Below are 17,764 nucleotides of genomic sequence, written 5' to 3'. Positions count from 1 at the left end.
CCGCATTGCCGAACAGCTCGCTCAGCACCAACTCGGCGTCTTCGAGGACGAGTTCCCCACCTTCCGTCTTGGCGAGGAAGTCCCGCAGCGCCCCACGGGCCGCGCTCGCCGACTTCGGATGGCGCGGCAGCGAAACGGAGAACTGCGGGTCAGCGTGCGGCTGTTCCAGCCATTCCGACTCGGGGACTCCTGCGGGCTCCGGAACGCCGGTAAAGTCGTCCATGTCCACCTGCTTTCGGTTTTCGTCCAGGTCGACCACGCCCCGGGACCGTTGCAGCGGTCGCCGGGGCTTCATCGTGCGGTTACCACTTTGGCGGATCGGGCAGACTGGACGCATCCTGGCACCGTGACCAAATAGCGTCGGTGCACGGGTATTTGAAGGGGTGTTCGATGGAGCTCCACGAGGACGACGACAAGGCCACACCGCGCACCATGCTGGGCCGGAGGCTGCGGCGGATGCGGGAAGCTGCCGATCTGTCGTTGCGGGGACTCGCGGACCAGATCAACTTCCCGCACACCTATATCGGCAGGGTGGAACGAGGCGAACAGTTGCCCTCGGAGGCCTTGGCGCAGACGCTGGACGAGTACTTCAAGACTGACGACCTGTTCGTGGAACTGCTCGACATGGCGCATGACACGCTAATCGTCAGTTACGGCCGCGAGTTCGTCGCGAAAGAGCGAGAAGCTCTTCGAATTCAAGTTTTCACCAGTAGCTTGATTCCTGGCTTGCTCCAGACGGAAGCGTACGCACGGGAGCTGTTCCGCTACAGCATGTCCGGCTACACGCCCGCCGAACTTGATGCGCGCGTCGCTGCTCGAATGAACCGCAAGAAGATCTTCAACCGCGATGACCCACCGCTCTTCTGGGCCATCGTGGACGAGTCAGGCCTGAGACGGCCGACTTCTGACAGGGAGACGATGCGCATCCAGCTCGAACACGTTCTGGAGTTGAGCGAGAGCCCTCACATCACCGTACAGGTCCTGCCGTTCCAACGAGCCCTGCATCCCATGCTCGGCGGAAGCCTGACCCTGCTCACCATGCGAGGCGGCGAGACCGTGGGCCTGGTCGAGAGCTTCGATTCCGGTGAGTCAGTAGACTCACCGAAGAGGATCGTTGAGCTCGTCCAGGGTTTTGACGTGGCGCGCTCGATGGCTCTGACAGAGGCCGAGTCCAGGGCTCTGGTGAGCAGTTACCTGAAGGAGTACGCCGATGACCACTGATCTCATCCCCGACGCCTCAGCCCTTACGACCTGGCGCAAGTCCTCCTACAGTGGCGTGAACAACTCCAATTGCGTCGAGGTCGCCGACGGCTTCACCAGCGTGGTCCCGGTCCGCGACAGCAAGAACCCCACCGGTCCCGCCCTCGTCCTCCCCGCGAACGAGTGGTCGGCGTTCATCTCCGCCATCAAGTCCGGCACACTCGTGTGTTCCTGATCCAACGTCACCGCAACGCGCCCGGCTCCCGGCCTCAGCCGAGCGGCTCGGCCAGGCCGACCAGGACGCCCTCGGGGCCGCGGACGTAGCAGAGCCGGTAGCTGTTCTCGTACTGCGTCACCCCGCCCACGAGTTGGGCGCCATGGGTGCGCAGCCGTGCAAGGACGTCTTCGATGTCCTCGACGGCGAACATGATGCGACGCAGGCCCATCGTGTGCGCCGGTGCGTTCGCCGGCTCGGCGGGGATCGCCTTCGGCGCACGGAACTTCGTCAGTTCGAGCCGGCCGTGGCCGTCAGGCGTCCGCATCATCACGATGTCGCTTCGGACGCCGTCGAGCCCGACGACACCGTCCACCCACGGCCCCTCGACCAGCGCCTGGCCCTCAAGCTCCATGCCGAGTTCGGCGAAGAACGCGACAGCAGCCTCAAGGTCGTCGACGACGATGCCGACGTTGTCCATCCGCAGGAGCGCCATGGTCCGAGCGTAGTTGCCCGGTGCCGCCGTGCCTCGTCGCCACTCAGGCCCGACCGGCACCCGGCCCCCGCATGGCCGGCCGAGCTCCATGGCCAACCCGGCTTCGTCGTGGACCCGGCGAGCTCGGGGGCCGAGGCCCGCCTCCTGACCGGAGAGCTCTCCGGCGCGGCGAGTCTTCCAGGTGGCGTGGCTCACAACTCCTCCCCCTCCTCCTCCTTCACGGCGCCGTCGTGGCTGAGGTCGTAGATGAAACGAGCAGGCCACGTCACGGCTCACCGGCACACCACCCCGCAGATCTCGGTCCCGCATCGAAACCGCCCCCACCTACCCATTGGCTACGCGCGTAGATATGCTGCCCTGGTGACTATGTCCACTCTTGCAGCCAATGCCCCCGGCGCTGCGGGCGGCGGTCTGAAGGACGTCGCGGCGTCCGAGGCCTCGCTCCGCCGCTTCCTGCACGGCCTGCCCGGCGTCGACCAGGTCGGCCTCGAGGCCCGCGCCGCCGCGCTCGGCACCCGTTCGATCAAGACCACGGCCAAGGCGTACGCCATCGATCTGGCCATCTCGATGATCGACCTGACCACGCTCGAAGGCGCGGACACGGTCGGCAAGGTGCGCGCCCTGTGCACCAAGGGCCGGAACCCCGACCCCAGCGACCCCACCGCCCCCCGGGTCGCCGCGATCTGCGTCTACCCGGACATGGTCGCCACCGCCAAGGAGGCGCTGAAGGGCACCGGCATCCAGGTCGCCTCGGTCGCCACCGCCTTCCCGGCCGGCCGTGCCGCACTGCCGGTGAAGCTGGCCGACACCGCCGACGCGGTGGCCGCCGGCGCCGACGAGATCGACATGGTGATCGACCGCGGCGCCTTCCTCTCCGGCCGCTACCTGGACGTCTTCAACGAGATCACCGCCGTCAAGGAGGCCTGCAAGCGCCCCGACGGCACCTCGGCCCACCTCAAGGTGATCTTCGAGACCGGCGAGCTGCAGACCTACGACAACGTGCGCCGGGCCTCCTGGCTGGCGATGCTGGCCGGCGCCGACTTCATCAAGACCTCGACCGGCAAGGTGGCCGTCAACGCCACTCCCCCGGTGACCCTGCTGATGCTGGAAGCCGTCCGCGACTTCCGGGCGCAGACCGGCGTGCAGGTCGGCGTGAAGCCGGCCGGCGGCATCCGGACCACCAAGGACGCCATGAAGTACCTGGTGATGGTCAACGAGACCCTGGGCGACGACTGGCTGACCCCGCACTGGTTCCGCTTCGGCGCCTCCAGCCTGCTCAACGATCTCCTGATGCAGCGTCAGAAGCTGACCACCGGACGGTACTCCGGTCCCGACTACGTGACGGTGGACTGAGGAACATGGCCAAGAACAAGAACGCCGCAGAGCCGGTCCGCAAGAGCGGGCTGTTCGAGTACGCCCCGGCCCCGGAGTCGCCCGCCGCGGCCGGCGACATCGCCACCTCCTACGGCCACTTCATCAACGGCGAGTTCACCGACTCCAGCGGCAGCGAGGCGCTGAAGACGGTCAACCCGGCCACCGAGCAGGTGCTCGCCGAGTTCGCCCAGGGCACCGACGAGGACGTCGACCGTGCCGTCAAGGCCGCTCGCAAGGCCTTCGCCGACTGGTCGGCGCTGCCCGGCAGCGAGCGCGCCAAGTACCTGTTCCGGATCGCCCGGATCGTCCAGGAGCGCTCCCGCGAACTGGCCGTGCTGGAGTCGATCGACAACGGCAAGCCGATCAAGGAGACCCGCGACTTCGACCTGCCGATGGTCGCCGCGCACTTCTTCTACTACGCGGGCTGGGCGGACAAGCTGGACTTCGCCGGGTTCGGCGCCGCGCCGAAGCCGCTGGGCGTGGCCGGCCAGGTCATCCCGTGGAACTTCCCGCTTATGATGCTGGCCTGGAAGATCGCCCCGGCGCTGGCCACCGGCAACACGGTCGTCCTCAAGCCCGCCGAGACCACCCCGCTGACCGCGCTGCGGTTCGCCGAGATCTGCCGGCAGGCCGGTCTGCCCAAGGGCGTGGTCAACATCGTCACCGGCGACGGCCGCACCGGTGCCGCGCTCACCGCGCACCCGGACGTCAACAAGGTGGCGTTCACCGGCTCCACCCCGGTCGGCCGCGCGATCGCCAAGCAACTGGCCGGTACCCGCAAGAAGTTGTCGCTGGAGCTGGGCGGCAAGGCGGCCAACATCGTCTTCGACGACGCACCGATCGACCAGGCGGTCGAGGGCATCGTCAACGGCATCTTCTTCAACCAGGGCCACGTCTGCTGCGCCGGCTCCCGCCTGCTGGTCCAGGAGTCCATCCAGGACGAGCTGTTGGACGCGCTCAAGCGCCGGATGGCCACGCTGCGGGTCGGCGACCCGCTGGACAAGAACACCGACATCGGCGCCATCAACTCGGCGGCCCAGCTGGCCCGGATCACCGAGCTGACCGCCCACGGCGAGGCCGAGGGCGCCGAGCGCTGGTCCCCGGAGTGCGAACTCCCCTCCACCGGCTACTGGTTCCGCCCCACGCTGTTCACCGGCGTGAGCCAGGCGCACCGGATCGCCCAGGAGGAGGTGTTCGGCCCGGTGCTGTCGGTGCTGACCTTCCGCACCCCGGCCGAGGCGCTGGAGAAGGCCAACAACACCCCGTTCGGACTCTCCGCCGGCATCTGGACGGAGAAGGGCTCGCGCATCCTCTGGATGGCCGACCGGCTGAAGGCCGGCGTGGTGTGGGCCAACACCTTCAACAAGTTCGACCCGACCTCGCCGTTCGGCGGCTACAAGGAGTCGGGCTACGGCCGCGAGGGTGGCCGCCACGGTCTGGAGGCCTACCTCGATGTCTGATCTCAGCACGCGACTTGACACCCCTGCACGGATCCAGGTGTTCAAGACCTACAAGCTGTACGTCGGCGGGAAGTTCCCGCGCTCCGAGAGCGGGCGGGTGTACGAGGTGACCGACGCAAAGGGCCAGTGGCTCGCCAACGCCCCCCTCGGGACCCGCAAGGACACCCGGGACGCCGTGCTGGCGGCCCGTGCGGCCGTCAAGGGCTGGTCCGGCACCACCGCCTACAACCGCGGTCAAGTCCTCTACCGCGTCGCCGAGATGCTCCAGGGCCGCCGCGAGCAGTTCGCCGCCGAGGTGGCCGCGGCCGAGGGCCTGGGCGGCAAGAAGGCCGGCGCGCTGGTCGACCAGGCGATCGACCGCTGGGTCTGGTACGCCGGCTGGACCGACAAGGTGGCCCAGATCGCGGGCGCCGCCAACCCGGTGGCCGGACCGTTCTTCAACCTGTCGGTGCCCGAACCCACCGGCGTGGTGGGCATCGTGGCCCCGCAGACCGGCTACGGGCACTCCTTCCTGGGCCTGGTCTCGGTGCTCGCCCCGGTGATCGCCACCGGCAACACCGCGGTGGTCGCGGCCGCGGCGGACGCCCCGCTGCCCGCCCTGTCGCTGGGCGAGGTGCTGGCCACCTCGGACGTCCCGGGCGGTGTGGTGAACGTCATCTCCGGCCGCACCGCGGACATCGCCCCCACCCTTGCCTCCCACCAGGACGTCAACGCCCTCGACCTGACCGGCGCGATCGCCGCGGACGGTCCGGGCACGGCGACCGCGCTGGAGGAGCTGGCCGCGGACACCCTGAAGCGCGTGCTGCGCCCGGCCGTCGACCCGGCGGCCCAGGACTGGACCAATGCTCCGGGAACCGACCGGCTACTCTCGTTCCTGGAGACCAAGACGGTCTGGCACCCGATGGGCCAGTAGGCCCTCCCCTGACCGGTTCGTCCCCCGTGCCCCTATCCCCCCCAGGGGCCCGGACGGACCGCCGACGGGCCCGCGCCTCTCCCCCCTGGCGCGGGCCCGTCACCTTTCGGCCGTCCTCCCCTCGCATCCGTCCAGCGGGTTACCAGTACTGCGTTCGATGCGTCAGACTGGTGTCTCGTGAGTGACTCCCCCATGAACCCCGCCCCTGCTCGTCGCGCCCGCGTGGTGCTGCTCTCCGGGCCCTCGGGGTCGGGCAAGTCCTCACTGGCCGAGCGGGCCGCGCTCCCGGTGCTGCAGCTCGACGACTTCTACAAGGACGGCGACGACCCGAGCCTCCCGCCGCTGCCGGACGGCAGCGGCGTCGACTGGGACTCGCCCGCCTCCTGGCACGGCGACCAGGCGCTGGCCGCGATCCGGCAGTTGGTGGAGACCGGCCGGGCCGAGGTGCCCGTCTACTCGATCCCGGCCAACGGGCGGGCCGGCTCCCGGCTCCTGGAGCTGCACGGCGCCCCGGCCTTCATCGCCGAGGGGATCTTCGCCGCCGAACTGGTCGCCGCCTGCCGGGCCGAGGAGCTGCTCGGCGACGCGCTCTGCCTGCGCAACCACCCGCTGGTCACCGCCTGGCGCCGGTTCCGCCGCGATCTGCGGGAGGGCCGCAAGTCGGTCGGCTTCCTGATGCGGCGCGGTTTGCGGCTGATGCGCGCCGAACGGAGCATCGTGGCCCGGCAGGTCTCGCTCGGCGCCCACGCCTGCGACGGCTCCGAAGCCGCCCACCGGGTGCGCGCGGTGGTCGAGCTGCCCGAACCAGCCGTCGCCCTGTCCTGACGCCCCGTCAGCTTCCGACGGTGACGACCACCTTCCCGACCTGACCGTTCGCCTCCAGGTGGCGGTGGGCATCGGCGATCTCGGACAGGTCGAAGGTCCGGTCGATCACCGGGGCGAGAGTGCCGGCCCGCAGCCCGGCGCCCAGGAAGTGCAGGATCCGGCGCCGGATCTCCGGCGTCCGGACCAGCTCACCGAAGGCGAACCCGAGCATCCGCAGCCCCCAGTTCATCGGCAGCGGCGCCGGGCGCGGGTCCAGCCAGCCGTAGACGACCAGCAGGCCACCGGGCGCCACCGCGAGTGCCAACTCCTGCAGTCCGGGTCCGGCGACCGGGTCGAAGACGAACTCGGCGCCGGCCCCGCCGGTGAGCTCGCGCACCCGCTCCGCCACCGGCTCCTCGCCGCTGACGATCACCTGGGCCGCGCCGAGCTTCAGCAGCTGGTCGCGCTTGTCCGCGGTGCGGGTGACGGCGATCGGGATCGCGCCGAAGTGGTTGGCGATCTGGATCGCGGCCACGCCGACGCTGGACGAGGCGGCGGTGATCACCACATGGTCACCGGGCCGCATCCCGCCGCGCTCCACCAGTGCGCCGTAGGCGGTGCCGTAGGAGAGCCAGGCGGCGGCCGCGGTCACCGCATCCACGCCGTCGGGCCGCGGGTCCAGCGAGGCGGCGGGCAGCAGGAAGTGGTCGCCGTAGACGCCGTCGGTGCTCATGTGTCCACCGACCGTGCTCACCACCGGGTCCCCTACGGCGAAGTCCGTCACCGCCGACCCGACCGCCACCACCACGCCGGCCGCTTCGTAGCCGAGCCGCGAGGCGGGCAGCGTCGGCTGGTAGTAGTAGGTGCCGGCCCGGAAGAGCGCCTCCGCCCGGTTGAGGCCGATCGCCTCGGTCCGCACCACAACCTCGTCCGGACCGGGCTCCCCGAGCTCGACCTCCGCGATCCGGAGCACCTCGGGACCGCCCAGCTCGTCGAACAGCACTACCTTGGCCATCGCCAACTCCTCAGTGGAACACGCAACTTGCTGACGTGATCAACGGTAGGCGGGCGGACCGAGACGACCCATGCCGGAAGGTCTCGGTTTCCTGTCCGATCGTCTCGCCACTGGCTAGGCTCACTCCATGGACGTGCTCAGCGACGCGATCACCGCCATGCGCACCGGCCGGCCGCACGCCGGCCACCACCGGCGGGCCGCCCCCTGGGGCGTGCGGTTCCCGGCAGGTGACGGTGTCGGGTTCCACGCGGTGCTGGACGGCGAGGCCTGGCTGCACCCGCCGGGCGACACCGCACCGGTCCGGATGACGGCAGGCGACCTGGTGCTGCTGCCGCACGGCACCAGCTACGGGATCGCCGACGCCCCGGGCCGGACGCTGCGCCCGGCCGTGTTGGACCCGGACGGCCGACTGCGCCCCCAACCGCCGCAAGCCGGACCAGGCACCGCGGCGAGCAGCAGCATGCTCTGCGGCGCCTATCTGCTCAACCAGGCCCGCCCGCACCCGCTGCTCACCGAACTGCCGCCCCAGCTGCACCTCACCACCGGGGACGGCCGCCACCCCCGGCTGCGCACCGTGACCGACCTGCTGGCCGATGAGCTGACGGACCGTCAACCCGGCACCGACGCCGTGCTCCCCGCGCTGCTGGACACCCTGCTGCTGCACGTGCTGCGCGCCTGGTACGCCGAGCAGGCCGATGCCGAACGCCCGGGCTCCGGCTGGGCCCACGCCCTGCGCGACCGGACCATCAGCACCGCCCTGCACGCGATCCACGACGACCCCGCCCACCCCTGGACCGTCGAGGAACTCGGCGCCCGGGCCGGCCTGTCCCGCGCCGCCTTCGCCCGCCGCTTCACCACCCTGGTGGGCCGGCCCCCGCTCGCGTACCTCACCTGGTGGCGGATGACCACCGCCGGCCGCCTCCTGCGCGAGAGCGACGCCCCGCTGCGCACCATCGCCCAGCGCACCGGCTACCTCAGTGAGTTCGCCTTCGCCAAGGCCTTCAAGCGCGAGTACGGAGTGTCCCCGGGGCGGTACCGGAGCGCCGTTCACCTGGAAGGGCGAACCGGGCGGCGAACCGCCTTGCCGGCCCGGACCGGCGGCTAGGCTTGACGCCAGATGCCGTCGGCCCCCACCGCGAGGAGGTAGCCGTGACAGCCGCGCCGATCGACTGGATGAACCCGCCAGGCCGTAGATGGACGTACGAGCAGGTCAAGGACCTCGACCTGCCCTTCGACTTCGAGTTGGTGGACGGGGAGATCGGGCCGCGGGGGATGACCGGCTACTGGCACAACACTCGGTCTCTACGCCGAGGCCGGCATCCCCTACTTCTGGCGCGTCGAACGCGGTGACAGCGGCCTGCCGGAGGTCTTCGAGTTCTGGCTGGACCGCGATACCGGCGTCTATGCGCCCGCCCGCGAGGGCGGTCATCACGTCGGGCTGCTGAAGACCGAGCTGCCCTTCCCCGTCACGGTCAATCTCAGCCGACTCGTCGAGTTCTGAGCCGCCGGGCACAACGAACCGGGCCCGGCATCCTCTCCCGAGATGCCGGGCCCGGCCCTGTGTGAGCGCGGCTTCCCTGCCGGCGGTGGCTCCCCCGAGTCCCGCACGACTCCGCGCCCGCTCACCCGTCCCCCGACGGGAGTTGTGGGGTGGTTCAGGCGACCAGCTCGCCGAAGGCGTGCGTGGTGTCGCCGGTGAGGTTGAGCTGCTCGTCGTCACGCAGCCGGCGCAGCGCGCGCCAGATGCTGCTCTTGACGGTGCCGACGCTGATGTTCAATATGTCGGCGATCTCCGGGTCGGTGCGGCCCTCGTAGTAACGCAGGACCAGCATGGTGCGCTGGTTCTCCGGAAGCTTGGCGAGCGCCTGCCAGAGCACGGCCCGCAGCTCGGTGCCGCCCATCGCGTCGGTGTCGCCGACGGTCTCGGGGAGCTCCTCGGTGGGGTACTCGTTGAGCTTGCGCCGGCGCCAGGCCGAGATGTGCAGGTTGGTCATGGTGCGGCGCAGGTAGCCGCCGACCGCCGCCTTGTCGGCGATCCGGCCCCAGGCCCGGTAGGTGCTGAAGAGCGCGCTCTGCAGCAGGTCCTCGGCCTCGTAGCGGTCGCCGGTCAGGTGGTACGCCGTCGCGTACAGGGAGGCGCGGCGCTCGCGCACATAGGCGGTGAACTCCGCGAGGTGCTCCGCCTCGGTGGGCGACGAGTCCCCCGTCGCACCCCCCTGTCCGGTCGACGGCAGGCGCTCCTCCACCGGCGCCAGCCGGTAAAGGGTCGCTCCCTTCGTCCCCCCGTGCCCCCGGCTGCCGACGCCCCCCCGGCGTCCCCCCGAGCAGCCGTCCACCCGTCCCCGCGCCGGCGAGGAACACTTGGCGTCCCAGAAGCTCCGGGTCTCAAGCGTTGCGTTCATCGTGGCGCCCCCATGGTCGGTACGAGCGGGTCCTTTCGCGTCTCCGGTCCGGTCCGCCGTGGCGGTCCCTCGCGGTGACAACGAAAATCCTGCCCGCCACCCGTCATGACGGTGTCCGCCGTCTGTCACAGCGGTGTCACAAGCCTCAGGGCGGAGGTCCCGGGATCCCGGGTGGTGCTCGACACCCTCGACGCCCCACCTGCTCCGGGCGGTTCCCGGCAACACAATCCTTGAGCCAGAATGAACAGGTGCCTTTCCTCCTTCTGATCGAGGACGACGACGCCATCCGGACCGGCCTCGAACTCGCCCTCACCCGCCAGGGCCACCGCGTGGCCGCCGCCGCCTCCGGCGAGGACGGCCTGCGGCTGTTCAAGGAGCAGCGGCCCGACCTGATCGTGCTGGACGTGATGCTGCCGGGCATCGACGGCTTCGAGGTCTGCCGGCGGATCCGGCGCACCGACCAGTTGCCGATCATCCTGCTGACGGCTCGCTCCGACGACATCGACGTGGTGGTCGGCCTGGAGTCCGGCGCCGACGACTACGTGGTCAAACCGGTCCAGCCGCGGGTGCTGGACGCCCGGATCCGCGCGGTGCTGCGCCGCGGCGAGCGGGAGAACTCGGACTCCTCGGCGTTCGGATCGCTGGTGATCGACCGTTCCGCGATGACCGTGACCAAGGACGGCCAGGACCTCCAGCTCACCCCGACCGAGCTGCGGCTGCTGCTGGAGCTCAGCCGCCGACCGGGCCAGGCGCTCTCCCGCCAGCAGCTGCTGCGGCTGGTCTGGGAGCACGACTACCTGGGTGACTCGCGCCTGGTGGACGCCTGTGTGCAGCGACTGCGCGCCAAGGTGGAGGACGTCCCGTCAGCACCCACCCTGATCCGGACGGTCCGCGGCGTCGGCTATCGTCTGGACCCGCCCTCCTGACCGTCCTGCCCAGAGTGAATGGCTGACCCGACACGTGACTGACCATCAGAACGGCCGCCGCCAGGTCTGGCGGCGGCGGCTGCGGCTGAGTTCGCTGCGGGTCCGGCTCGCCGCCGTCTTCGCCGTGGTGGCGCTGACGGCCGCGGTCTCCGCTTCCGGCATCGCGTACTGGCTGAACCGGGACGCGGTGCTGAAGCGCGCCCAGGACACCGCGCTCAACGACTTCCGGGTGTCCCTCAGCCGGAGCGTCCAGGGGCTGCCGCTGAACGCCGGCTGCCCGGCGCTGGCACAGCTGGCCAGCGAGGTGGCGAGTTCCGGGCTGAGCTACAACGTCGTGGTGGTGGACGACAACCAACCGGACTGCACCGCCGTCTCGGACCCGCGGTTCACCGCGGCCCAGGTGCCGCACGCTCTGCAGATGGCGGTGACCACTCCGCGCCCGGTCGGCCCGGGCAACCCGAACGAGTACCACCTGTACTGGCAGCGGGTGAACCTGGACGGCCAGCCCTACGTGGTCGGCGGGACCAGGGTGGTGCCCACCGGCCCGACCGCGTACATGTTCAAGTCGCTGGACAACGAGCGGGCCGATCTCAACACGCTGGGCTGGTCGTTGGCGGTGGCCACCCTGCTGGCACTGATCGCCGCCACTCTGCTGGCCCAGGCCGCGTCCGCCACCGTGCTCCGTCCGGTGCGCCAACTCGCCGATGCCGCACGGCGGTTGGGCGAAGGCAAGCTCGACACCCGGCTGGAGGTCAGCGGCACCGATGAACTCTCCGACCTGGCACGGACCTTCAACAGCACCGCGGAGGCACTCTCCGAGCAGGTCGAGGAGTTGAGCGCCCGCGAGGCGCAGAGCCGCCGGTTCGTCGCCGACATGTCGCACGAACTGCGCACCCCGCTCACCGCGATGACGGCCGTCACCGACATCCTCGAGGACGAGGCGGACGCGCTCGACCCGATGATCGAGCCGGCCGTGCGGCTGGTGGTCAGCGAGACCCGCCGGCTCTCCGACCTGGTGGAGAACCTGATGGAGGTGACCCGGTTCGACGCGGGCACCGCCAAGCTGGTCGCCGACGAGATGGACATCGCCGACCTGGTCATGTCCTGCATCGACGGCCGTGCCTGGTACGACGCGGTCGAGGTGGACGCCCCGCGCGGGGTGCGGGCCGTGGTCGACCCGCGCCGGCTGGACGTGGTCTTCGCCAACCTGATCGGCAACGCGCTCAAGCACGGCGGCTCGCCGGTCAAGGTCACGGTGCGCCAGGGCGTCGGGCCGACCGGGGCCGGCGAGGTGGTGGTGCGGGTGACCGACAGCGGGCCGGGCATCCCGGAGGAGGTGCTGCCGCACGTCTTCGACCGGTTCTACAAGGCGGACAAGGGGCGGGCCCGCTCCGAGGGCAGCGGTCTGGGGCTGTCCATCGCGATGGCCAACGCCCAGATCCACGGCGGCACCATCACGGCGGCCAACGGCGAGCAGGGTGGTGCGGTGTTCACCCTGCGGCTGCCGCTGCGGCCGGCGGGGACCGGTGCTGCGGCGGACGGCGGCTCGGCGGACGGCGGCTCGGCGGGCGGCGGCTCGGCGGGATCGTCGGGGCGGCCGTCCGCGCCCGAGCGCGGCGGTCGGGACGACGCCGGGGACTTCGGGGACGGCGGGGGCTCCGCGGACTTCGGGGACCGTGGGGACTTCGGGGGCTCGGGGGGCTCGGGGGACGGAACCGAGCGGAGGTCGGAGCAGTGAGCGAGGTACGGGCCGCGCGCAGGCGGCGATTGGCACTTGCGGTCGGTGGTGCGGTGGCCGTGGCGCTGCTGGCCGGGGGCTGCGGGATCCGGGCGACGTCGATCCCGGTGGACGCGGGGGCGCCCGCCAGCCGCAGTTCCTGCCCCAGTCCACTGCACCCGCCGGCCGTCGCCCCCAGCCCGTCCGCGGGCGCGCTGCGCGCCCTGGCACGCGGCATCCCCAGCCCGCTCGGTGCGAGCCCGAGTCCGTCGATGCCCGGTGGCAGTGTGTTCAGCGCGCTGCCGTCGCCCTCTCCGAGACCCTCCGGCACGTTGCACTGCGACTGATCGCGGACCGCGGTGTGAGTGGCACCACCCGGGAGAAGGGCTCGTCCTGCAACCGGCCGCTCCCGGGCCCGCGTCCACACCAACGTGCAGCGAGACAGCACCGGCGTACGAAGCGCGCCAGGCACGGTGCGGATCCCAGAGCGACGACCGGCCCCGACGGCTCGACCCGAGGGCCGTGCCCGACTCCGCGGGCACCCTCGCGCCTCGGCCCCCCTGGCGGTCCGCTCGGCCGCCCTGGTCCTCCTCACCGTGCATGTCGTCCTGCTCGGCTGGCTGACGGTGCGCCAGGCGCCGACCGTCTGGGCCTATGACGCCAATCTGACGCCCTTCGCCAGCCTGCACCGGGCCTTCGCGTCGGGCAGTTCGGCGGCGCTCGGCCAGCTCCTGACCGGGGTGGCCCAGACGGCCCCGCTCGGCGTGCTGCTCCCCCTGATCGGTGGTCGGCTGCACACCGCCTGGTTCCCGTCGTTCCTGTCCGCGACCGGCTGCAGCGCGCTGTTCGCCACCGGGCTCGAGGTGCTGGAGACCTCGACGGGACGGGTGTTGAACGTGGACGACGTGCTGATCGGGGTGATCGGCGCGGCGCTGGCCCATCTGCTGGTGGTTCCGGCCACCCGGGCCGGGCTGCGGCGGGGCCGGGCGGCGGAGCACGGCCGGGCCACGGAGCGCAGCCGGGTGGTGCGTCTCGGGGCCGACCCTGAGGCCTTCCCTGACACCTGGGCCATCGGGGCCGGTGAAACCCCGGGGGCGCGGATCCGTATCCAGGCGGACGCCTGAGACGGGTGCCCGCCCCGACCATGGAGGCATCCGGTCAACGCCCGCGTGCAAGGAGAATCCGATGCGCCCCCTGGCCCGCCCCCGTCACAACCGCCTGGTCGCCGGTGTCTGCGCCGGGCTCGCCGAGCGGTTCGGCCTGACGCCCTGGACCGTCCGGCTGATCTTCCTGGTGTGCTGCCTGGCGGGCGGCGCACCGTTCCTGATCTACCTCGCCCTCTGGGTCCTGCTGCCCCAGGAGCCCTGACGCCAGCTGATGCCACGCCGACAGCGGAGACGCGCGACGACCGCGGAGCAGACGACGGCCGAGGACCGACGGCAGCTGATGCCGCGCCGACAGCGAAGACGCGCGACGGCCGCGGAGCAGACGACGGCCGAGAACCGACGCCAGCCGCAGAGTCGGCGACGGCTGATGAGCCGACGACAACTGAGGCGCGGCTCCCGTGGACCGGGTGCCGCGCCTCAGACCGCGAACGAGCGAACGTCAGCCACCCAGCCCCGGAAGGCCCCCGCTCACCGGAATCGCGCCACCGAGCAACCCCGCCAGCGGACCGGGTGCCTGCTTGGCGACGCTGGACACGGCGCCGAGGGGCAGACCGCGGGTGAGCCCGGCGGTGGCGTCCGGGGCCGCCGCCTGCTGGCCGGTGCCCTGGTTGAGGAGGCCGGTGGTCTGCGCGACCGGGCCGCCCAGGGCCGGGGTGTGGCCCAGCGCACCGGTCACGGCGCCGGTGTCGGGCAGGGCGCCGGTGGGAAGCGCGCTCAGGCCGCCGGTGGCGGCGGAAGCCGAGGCGGTACCCGCGGCGACCGCCGCGATGGCGAGCGCCGCGGTACCGGCGGCCTTAAGAGTGGCCTGCTTCATGAGTGTCCTCGTGTCCTTTCGGGCCGGCGCCCCGACTGGCCCGGGGCCGCAAGCGTCCCGGAACGCGCCGCTGCGCCGTGTCAGCAGTGACTGGCACACCGTAGACACAGCCGAGGATCCGGGCCAAAAGCTCATCAGCCGTGTGGGTGACTTGTCGGACCATACGAAATGAGGAATCTGACGATATGTCAGATTCCTCATGAATTCCGGGCCCGCCTCGGCTCAAGTCGGTCCGAGCCCCGGCCCGAGCTCGAGCCGGGGCTCGAGCCGGGGCTCGGTGAGCTCCAGGCGCTCGGGCTGCAACCGGGGCGCTCGGGCCGAACCGGGGCCGACGTCAGGCGGAGGCGCCGAACAGCCACTCGGACTTCAGCTCGGCGTAGCCGGGCTTGACCACGTCGTTGATCATCGCCAGCCGCTCGTCGAACGGCAGGAACGCCGACTTGAGCGCGTTGACGGTGAACCACTGCATGTCGTCCAGGTCGTAGCCGAACGCCTCGATCAGGTGGGCGAACTCCTGGCTCATGCTGGTGCCGCTCATCAGCCGGTTGTCGGTGTTCACGGTGACCCGGTACTTCAGCCGGGTGAGCAGGCCGATCGGGTGCTCGGTGTAGGAGGTGGCCGCACCGGTCTGCAGGTTGGAGGTGGGGCACATCTCCAGCGGGATCCGCTTGTCCCGGACGTAGGCGGCCAGCCGGCCGAGCGTCACGGTGCCGTCGTCGTGCACGGTGATGTCGTCGGTGATCCGCACACCGTGACCCAGTCGGTCGGCACCGCAGCACTGCAGCGCCTCCCAGATCGACGGCAGGCCGAAGGCCTCGCCGGCGTGGATGGTGAAGTGGTTGTTCTCGCCCTTGAGGTAGTCGAAGGCGGCCTGGTGGCGGGTGGGCGGGAAGCCGGCCTCGGCGCCGGCGATGTCGAAGCCGACCACGCCGGTGTCGCGGTGGCGGTTGGCCAGCTCGGCGATCTCCTGGGAGCGGGCGGCGTGCCGCATGGCGGTGAGCAGGGTGCCCACCTTGATGCGGTCGCCGTTGGCGCGGGCGTTGGCTTCGCCGATCCGGAAGCCCTCCTGGACCGCCTCGACGACCTGGTCCAGGGTCAGACCGCCCTCCAGGTGCTGCTCGGGGGCGTAGCGGATCTCGGCGTAGACCACGCCGTCGGCGGCCAGGTCCTCGGCAGCCTCGGCGGCGACCCGGACGAGGCCCTCACGGGTCTGCATCACGGCGCAGGTGTGCGCGAAGGTCTCCAGGTAGCGCTCCAGCGACCCGGAGTCGGCGGCCTCGCGGAACCAGACGCCCAGCTTGGCCGGGTCGGTGGTGGGCAGCTTCTGGTAGCCGCAGGCGGCGGCGAGCTCGACGATGGTCTCGGGGCGCAGGCCGCCGTCCAGGTGGTCGTGCAGCACGACCTTCGGGGCGCGGCGGATCTGGTCGGCGGTGGGGGTGCGCGGGGCCGTGGTGCCCGCGGGGAGGGGGATCTGCTTCTGCATTGCGGGAGTCTAAGCCCTACGCGCGTAGATACCCAATGCCCACGCCGGGGATCCATTCGGGACGACAGGGCGACCGAGCATTAATGCCGAACATTAATAATGTGCATTAGCAAAAGCGGCGGCCCACCCCGTCCACCCCGTCCACCCCGCACGTGCGCGCCGCCGCGACATCGCCTCAGCGGCGGGGTGGCGGCGGAGCGGCGACCCCCGCCTGGGCGCCGCCGCTCACGCCACCCACCTCGGCCCGGACGGCCGGCCAGGGCGGCCCAGACGACAGTCGAACTGCCCCTCAAACAATAATGCGCATTATTAACCCGCGCATCAGCACTCGAGAGCGGTGAATAATGGCCATTATTAAGAGCCCGAGCCGCCATCCTCACATCCGCACAGCACTGGCCAGCCGAGCAGCAACGCACCCTGGCAAGCACCCCCACCAATAATGCCCATTATTAACAACCCGTCACCCGTGGTCCAGCAACCGCCCCCGCCGAGCGAGCACGAAATCGCGGAACGCCTCAGCCGGCGGCGGCAGCGGCCTACCGCTCACCCAAGCCAGCCCGATCGCCCGCCGGGTGCGCGGCGCCGTCACCGGCAACTCCACGACCCCGGGGCGCGGCACCAGCCCCGGCGGCAACAGCGCCACACCGAGCCCCGCCGCGACCAACCCGCGCAGCGTCTCGGTGTCCTCGCCCTCGAAGGCGATCCGCGGAGCGAAGCCCGCCTGGGCGCAGAACTCGTCCGTGATGGTGCGCAGTCCGTAGCCGTACTCCACCGCGACGAACGGTTCCTCCGCCGCCTCCGCCAGCCGGATCCGGCGCCGGCCGGCCAGCCGATGGTCGGCCGGTACTGCCAAGTAGAGCTGCTGCTCGTCCAGTTGGCGTGCCGTCAGTTCTGGCTCCGACGGAATCGGCGAGACCAGGCAGAGGTCCAACTCACCGGCGCGCAGTCGCTCCAGCATCGCCGCCACATAGTCCTGCACCAACTGGAACCGGACCCCTGGATGGTCCGCCCTGAAGCCCCGCAGCAGCGCCGGGACGGCGTCCGTCCCCATGGTGTGGAGGAACCCGAAGGCCACCCGACCGCTCGCCGGGTCGGTCTCGGCCAGCATCGCCGCCGTGCCCCGGTCCAGCTCGGCCAGGGCCCGCTCGACCGCGTCGAGCAGCAGTCGACCTGCCCTGGTCAGCCGCACCGCGCGCCCATGCCGGGCCAGCAGGGTGACGTCGAGTTCTGCCTCCAGCCGGGCGATCGCCCGGGACAGCGTGGGCTGAGGCATGCCCAGTTCCTCCGCCGCCCGGGTGATGTGCTCCAGCCGCGCGACAGCTGCGAACTGGGCCAGCCGGGGCGCCAGGAGGACGGCCGGCGCATCGGGGGCGAGCTCGAACGAAGGCTGCGGTAGCGCGGCCCGGCCCGCCGAAGGCTGGATCGTCGGGCCCCGGAACGACCGCAACCGGGCCGGCGCGGGCGGGATTCGCTCATGCGTCACGGTATGAATTATCACCCGATCATGTATTGGACGCATGGAATGAGCCGGGACTACGTTCGGTGCCATGCCCTCCGTCGATACCAGGGCATTCGCCGCCGCCGACGCGTCGAATGCCGGCTTCGCCCCCGCCGCCTCTGCGCCGCCCGCCTCCCGCGCCGTCACCGCCGTCCCGGTACCCGCTTCCACCACCCCGCCGGACCACTCGACCACCCCGCAGGGCTACTCCCGCACCCCTCAGGGCCACTCCGCCACCCCGCGCACCGACTCCACCACCCCGCAGGGCCCCTACTCCCCCAC

Annotated in this window: 19 protein-coding genes and 1 pseudogene; 13 read left to right on the top strand and 7 right to left on the bottom strand. The window is 71.2% G+C overall.

The features are described 5' to 3' along the window. On the bottom strand, positions 1–259 hold a 259-nt coding region (locus tag LN042_RS35420; RefSeq protein ID WP_372495881.1), incomplete at its 3' end, for a hypothetical protein. 131 nt (positions 260–390) lie between these two features. Between LN042_RS35420 and LN042_RS35415 the strand changes: the two genes are divergently transcribed. After that, positions 391–1,221 (top strand): helix-turn-helix domain-containing protein, encoded by an 831-nt coding sequence (locus tag LN042_RS35415; RefSeq protein ID WP_230055576.1) that lies wholly within the window; start codon positions 391–393, stop codon positions 1,219–1,221. Next, positions 1,211–1,435: a DUF397 domain-containing protein gene (locus LN042_RS35410; protein ID WP_230055575.1), complete on the top strand. Its 225-nt coding sequence runs from the start codon at positions 1,211–1,213 to the stop codon at positions 1,433–1,435. Before LN042_RS35415 ends, LN042_RS35410 begins: the two co-directional genes overlap by 11 nt. Before the next feature lie 34 nt (positions 1,436–1,469). Here LN042_RS35410 and LN042_RS35405 read toward each other — a convergent pair whose 3' ends face one another. Next, positions 1,470–1,910, bottom strand: a complete 441-nt coding sequence (locus LN042_RS35405; protein WP_230055574.1) for a VOC family protein — start codon at positions 1,908–1,910, stop codon at positions 1,470–1,472. Between the two features lie 366 nt (positions 1,911–2,276). On the opposite strand from LN042_RS35405, the gene deoC reads away from it, so the two are divergent. The 4 genes from deoC (at position 2,277) to LN042_RS35385 (ending at position 6,482) form a co-directional block, all read left to right on the top strand. Further along, the gene (deoC, locus tag LN042_RS35400) at positions 2,277–3,263 is read left to right on the top strand and encodes a deoxyribose-phosphate aldolase (protein WP_230055573.1); all 987 of its coding nucleotides are present in this window, start codon (positions 2,277–2,279) and stop codon (positions 3,261–3,263) included. Positions 3,264–3,268: 5 nt separating this feature from the next. After that, on the top strand, positions 3,269–4,744 hold the full coding sequence (locus LN042_RS35395) for an aldehyde dehydrogenase family protein (protein ID WP_230055572.1): 1,476 nt from the start codon (positions 3,269–3,271) through the stop codon (positions 4,742–4,744). Continuing rightward, the gene (locus tag LN042_RS35390; RefSeq protein WP_230055571.1) at positions 4,737–5,657 is read left to right on the top strand and encodes an aldehyde dehydrogenase family protein; all 921 of its coding nucleotides are present in this window, start codon (positions 4,737–4,739) and stop codon (positions 5,655–5,657) included. The genes LN042_RS35395 and LN042_RS35390 overlap by 8 nt, the downstream gene beginning before the upstream one ends. A 177-nt stretch (positions 5,658–5,834) precedes the next feature. Beyond that, positions 5,835–6,482 (top strand): ATP-binding protein, encoded by a 648-nt coding sequence (locus LN042_RS35385; RefSeq protein ID WP_372495880.1) that lies wholly within the window; start codon positions 5,835–5,837, stop codon positions 6,480–6,482. Between the two features lie 7 nt (positions 6,483–6,489). On the opposite strand, the gene LN042_RS35380 is transcribed toward LN042_RS35385, so the two are convergent. Beyond that, positions 6,490–7,476, bottom strand: coding sequence for a zinc-dependent alcohol dehydrogenase family protein (locus LN042_RS35380; protein WP_230055570.1), 987 nt, complete (start codon positions 7,474–7,476; stop codon positions 6,490–6,492). 127 nt (positions 7,477–7,603) lie between these two features. On the opposite strand from LN042_RS35380, the gene LN042_RS35375 reads away from it, so the two are divergent. Beyond that, positions 7,604–8,581, top strand: a complete 978-nt coding sequence (locus LN042_RS35375) for an AraC family transcriptional regulator (RefSeq protein WP_230055569.1) — start codon at positions 7,604–7,606, stop codon at positions 8,579–8,581. Between the two features lie 44 nt (positions 8,582–8,625). Continuing rightward, positions 8,626–8,826 (top strand): hypothetical protein, encoded by a 201-nt coding sequence (locus tag LN042_RS35370; RefSeq protein ID WP_230055568.1) that lies wholly within the window; start codon positions 8,626–8,628, stop codon positions 8,824–8,826. A gap of 305 nt (positions 8,827–9,131) precedes the next feature. Here LN042_RS35370 and LN042_RS35365 read toward each other — a convergent pair whose 3' ends face one another. Next, positions 9,132–9,878 carry a SigE family RNA polymerase sigma factor gene (locus LN042_RS35365; protein ID WP_230055567.1) on the bottom strand — a complete coding sequence of 249 codons (747 nt, stop codon included), beginning with the start codon at positions 9,876–9,878 and terminating at the stop codon, positions 9,132–9,134. Between the two features lie 248 nt (positions 9,879–10,126). Between LN042_RS35365 and LN042_RS35360 the strand changes: the two genes are divergently transcribed. The 4 genes from LN042_RS35360 to LN042_RS35345 all read left to right on the top strand — a co-directional run bounded on the left by LN042_RS35360 (position 10,127) and on the right by LN042_RS35345 (position 13,889). Beyond that, complete coding sequence (locus tag LN042_RS35360) at positions 10,127–10,804, top strand: response regulator (RefSeq protein WP_230055566.1); 678 nt, start codon at positions 10,127–10,129, stop codon at positions 10,802–10,804. A 34-nt stretch (positions 10,805–10,838) separates the two neighbouring features. Next, positions 10,839–12,542, top strand: a complete 1,704-nt coding sequence (locus LN042_RS35355) for a sensor histidine kinase (RefSeq protein ID WP_308191919.1) — start codon at positions 10,839–10,841, stop codon at positions 12,540–12,542. A 575-nt stretch (positions 12,543–13,117) separates the two neighbouring features. Further along, entirely contained in the window at positions 13,118–13,645 is a 528-nt protein-coding gene (locus LN042_RS35350) for a VanZ family protein (RefSeq protein ID WP_230055565.1), read from the top strand. 61 nt (positions 13,646–13,706) lie between these two features. Then, positions 13,707–13,889: a PspC domain-containing protein gene (locus tag LN042_RS35345; RefSeq protein WP_230055564.1), complete on the top strand. Its 183-nt coding sequence runs from the start codon at positions 13,707–13,709 to the stop codon at positions 13,887–13,889. Positions 13,890–14,126: 237 nt separating this feature from the next. Here LN042_RS35345 and LN042_RS35340 read toward each other — a convergent pair whose 3' ends face one another. From LN042_RS35340 to LN042_RS35330, 3 genes are all read right to left on the bottom strand, one after another. Continuing rightward, on the bottom strand, positions 14,127–14,501 hold the full coding sequence (locus tag LN042_RS35340) for a hypothetical protein (protein ID WP_230055563.1): 375 nt from the start codon (positions 14,499–14,501) through the stop codon (positions 14,127–14,129). Positions 14,502–14,835: 334 nt separating this feature from the next. After that, a complete protein-coding gene (locus LN042_RS35335) occupies positions 14,836–15,984 on the bottom strand; it encodes an adenosine deaminase (protein WP_230055562.1) in 1,149 nt (382 codons plus the stop codon). A 460-nt stretch (positions 15,985–16,444) separates the two neighbouring features. Then, complete coding sequence (locus tag LN042_RS35330; protein WP_230055561.1) at positions 16,445–17,467, bottom strand: LysR family transcriptional regulator; 1,023 nt, start codon at positions 17,465–17,467, stop codon at positions 16,445–16,447. A gap of 64 nt (positions 17,468–17,531) precedes the next feature. Here LN042_RS35330 and LN042_RS35325 point away from each other — a divergent pair. Then, positions 17,532–17,764 (top strand): annotated as a pseudogene (locus tag LN042_RS35325) (hypothetical protein); the annotation flags it as partial.

This window comes from Kitasatospora humi, assembly GCF_020907985.1.
In the GTDB taxonomy this organism is placed as follows: Bacteria; Actinomycetota; Actinomycetes; order Streptomycetales; family Streptomycetaceae; genus Kitasatospora; species Kitasatospora humi.
Note: the sequence above shows the minus strand (reverse complement) of the source record. Positions and strands in the feature narration are given on the sequence as shown.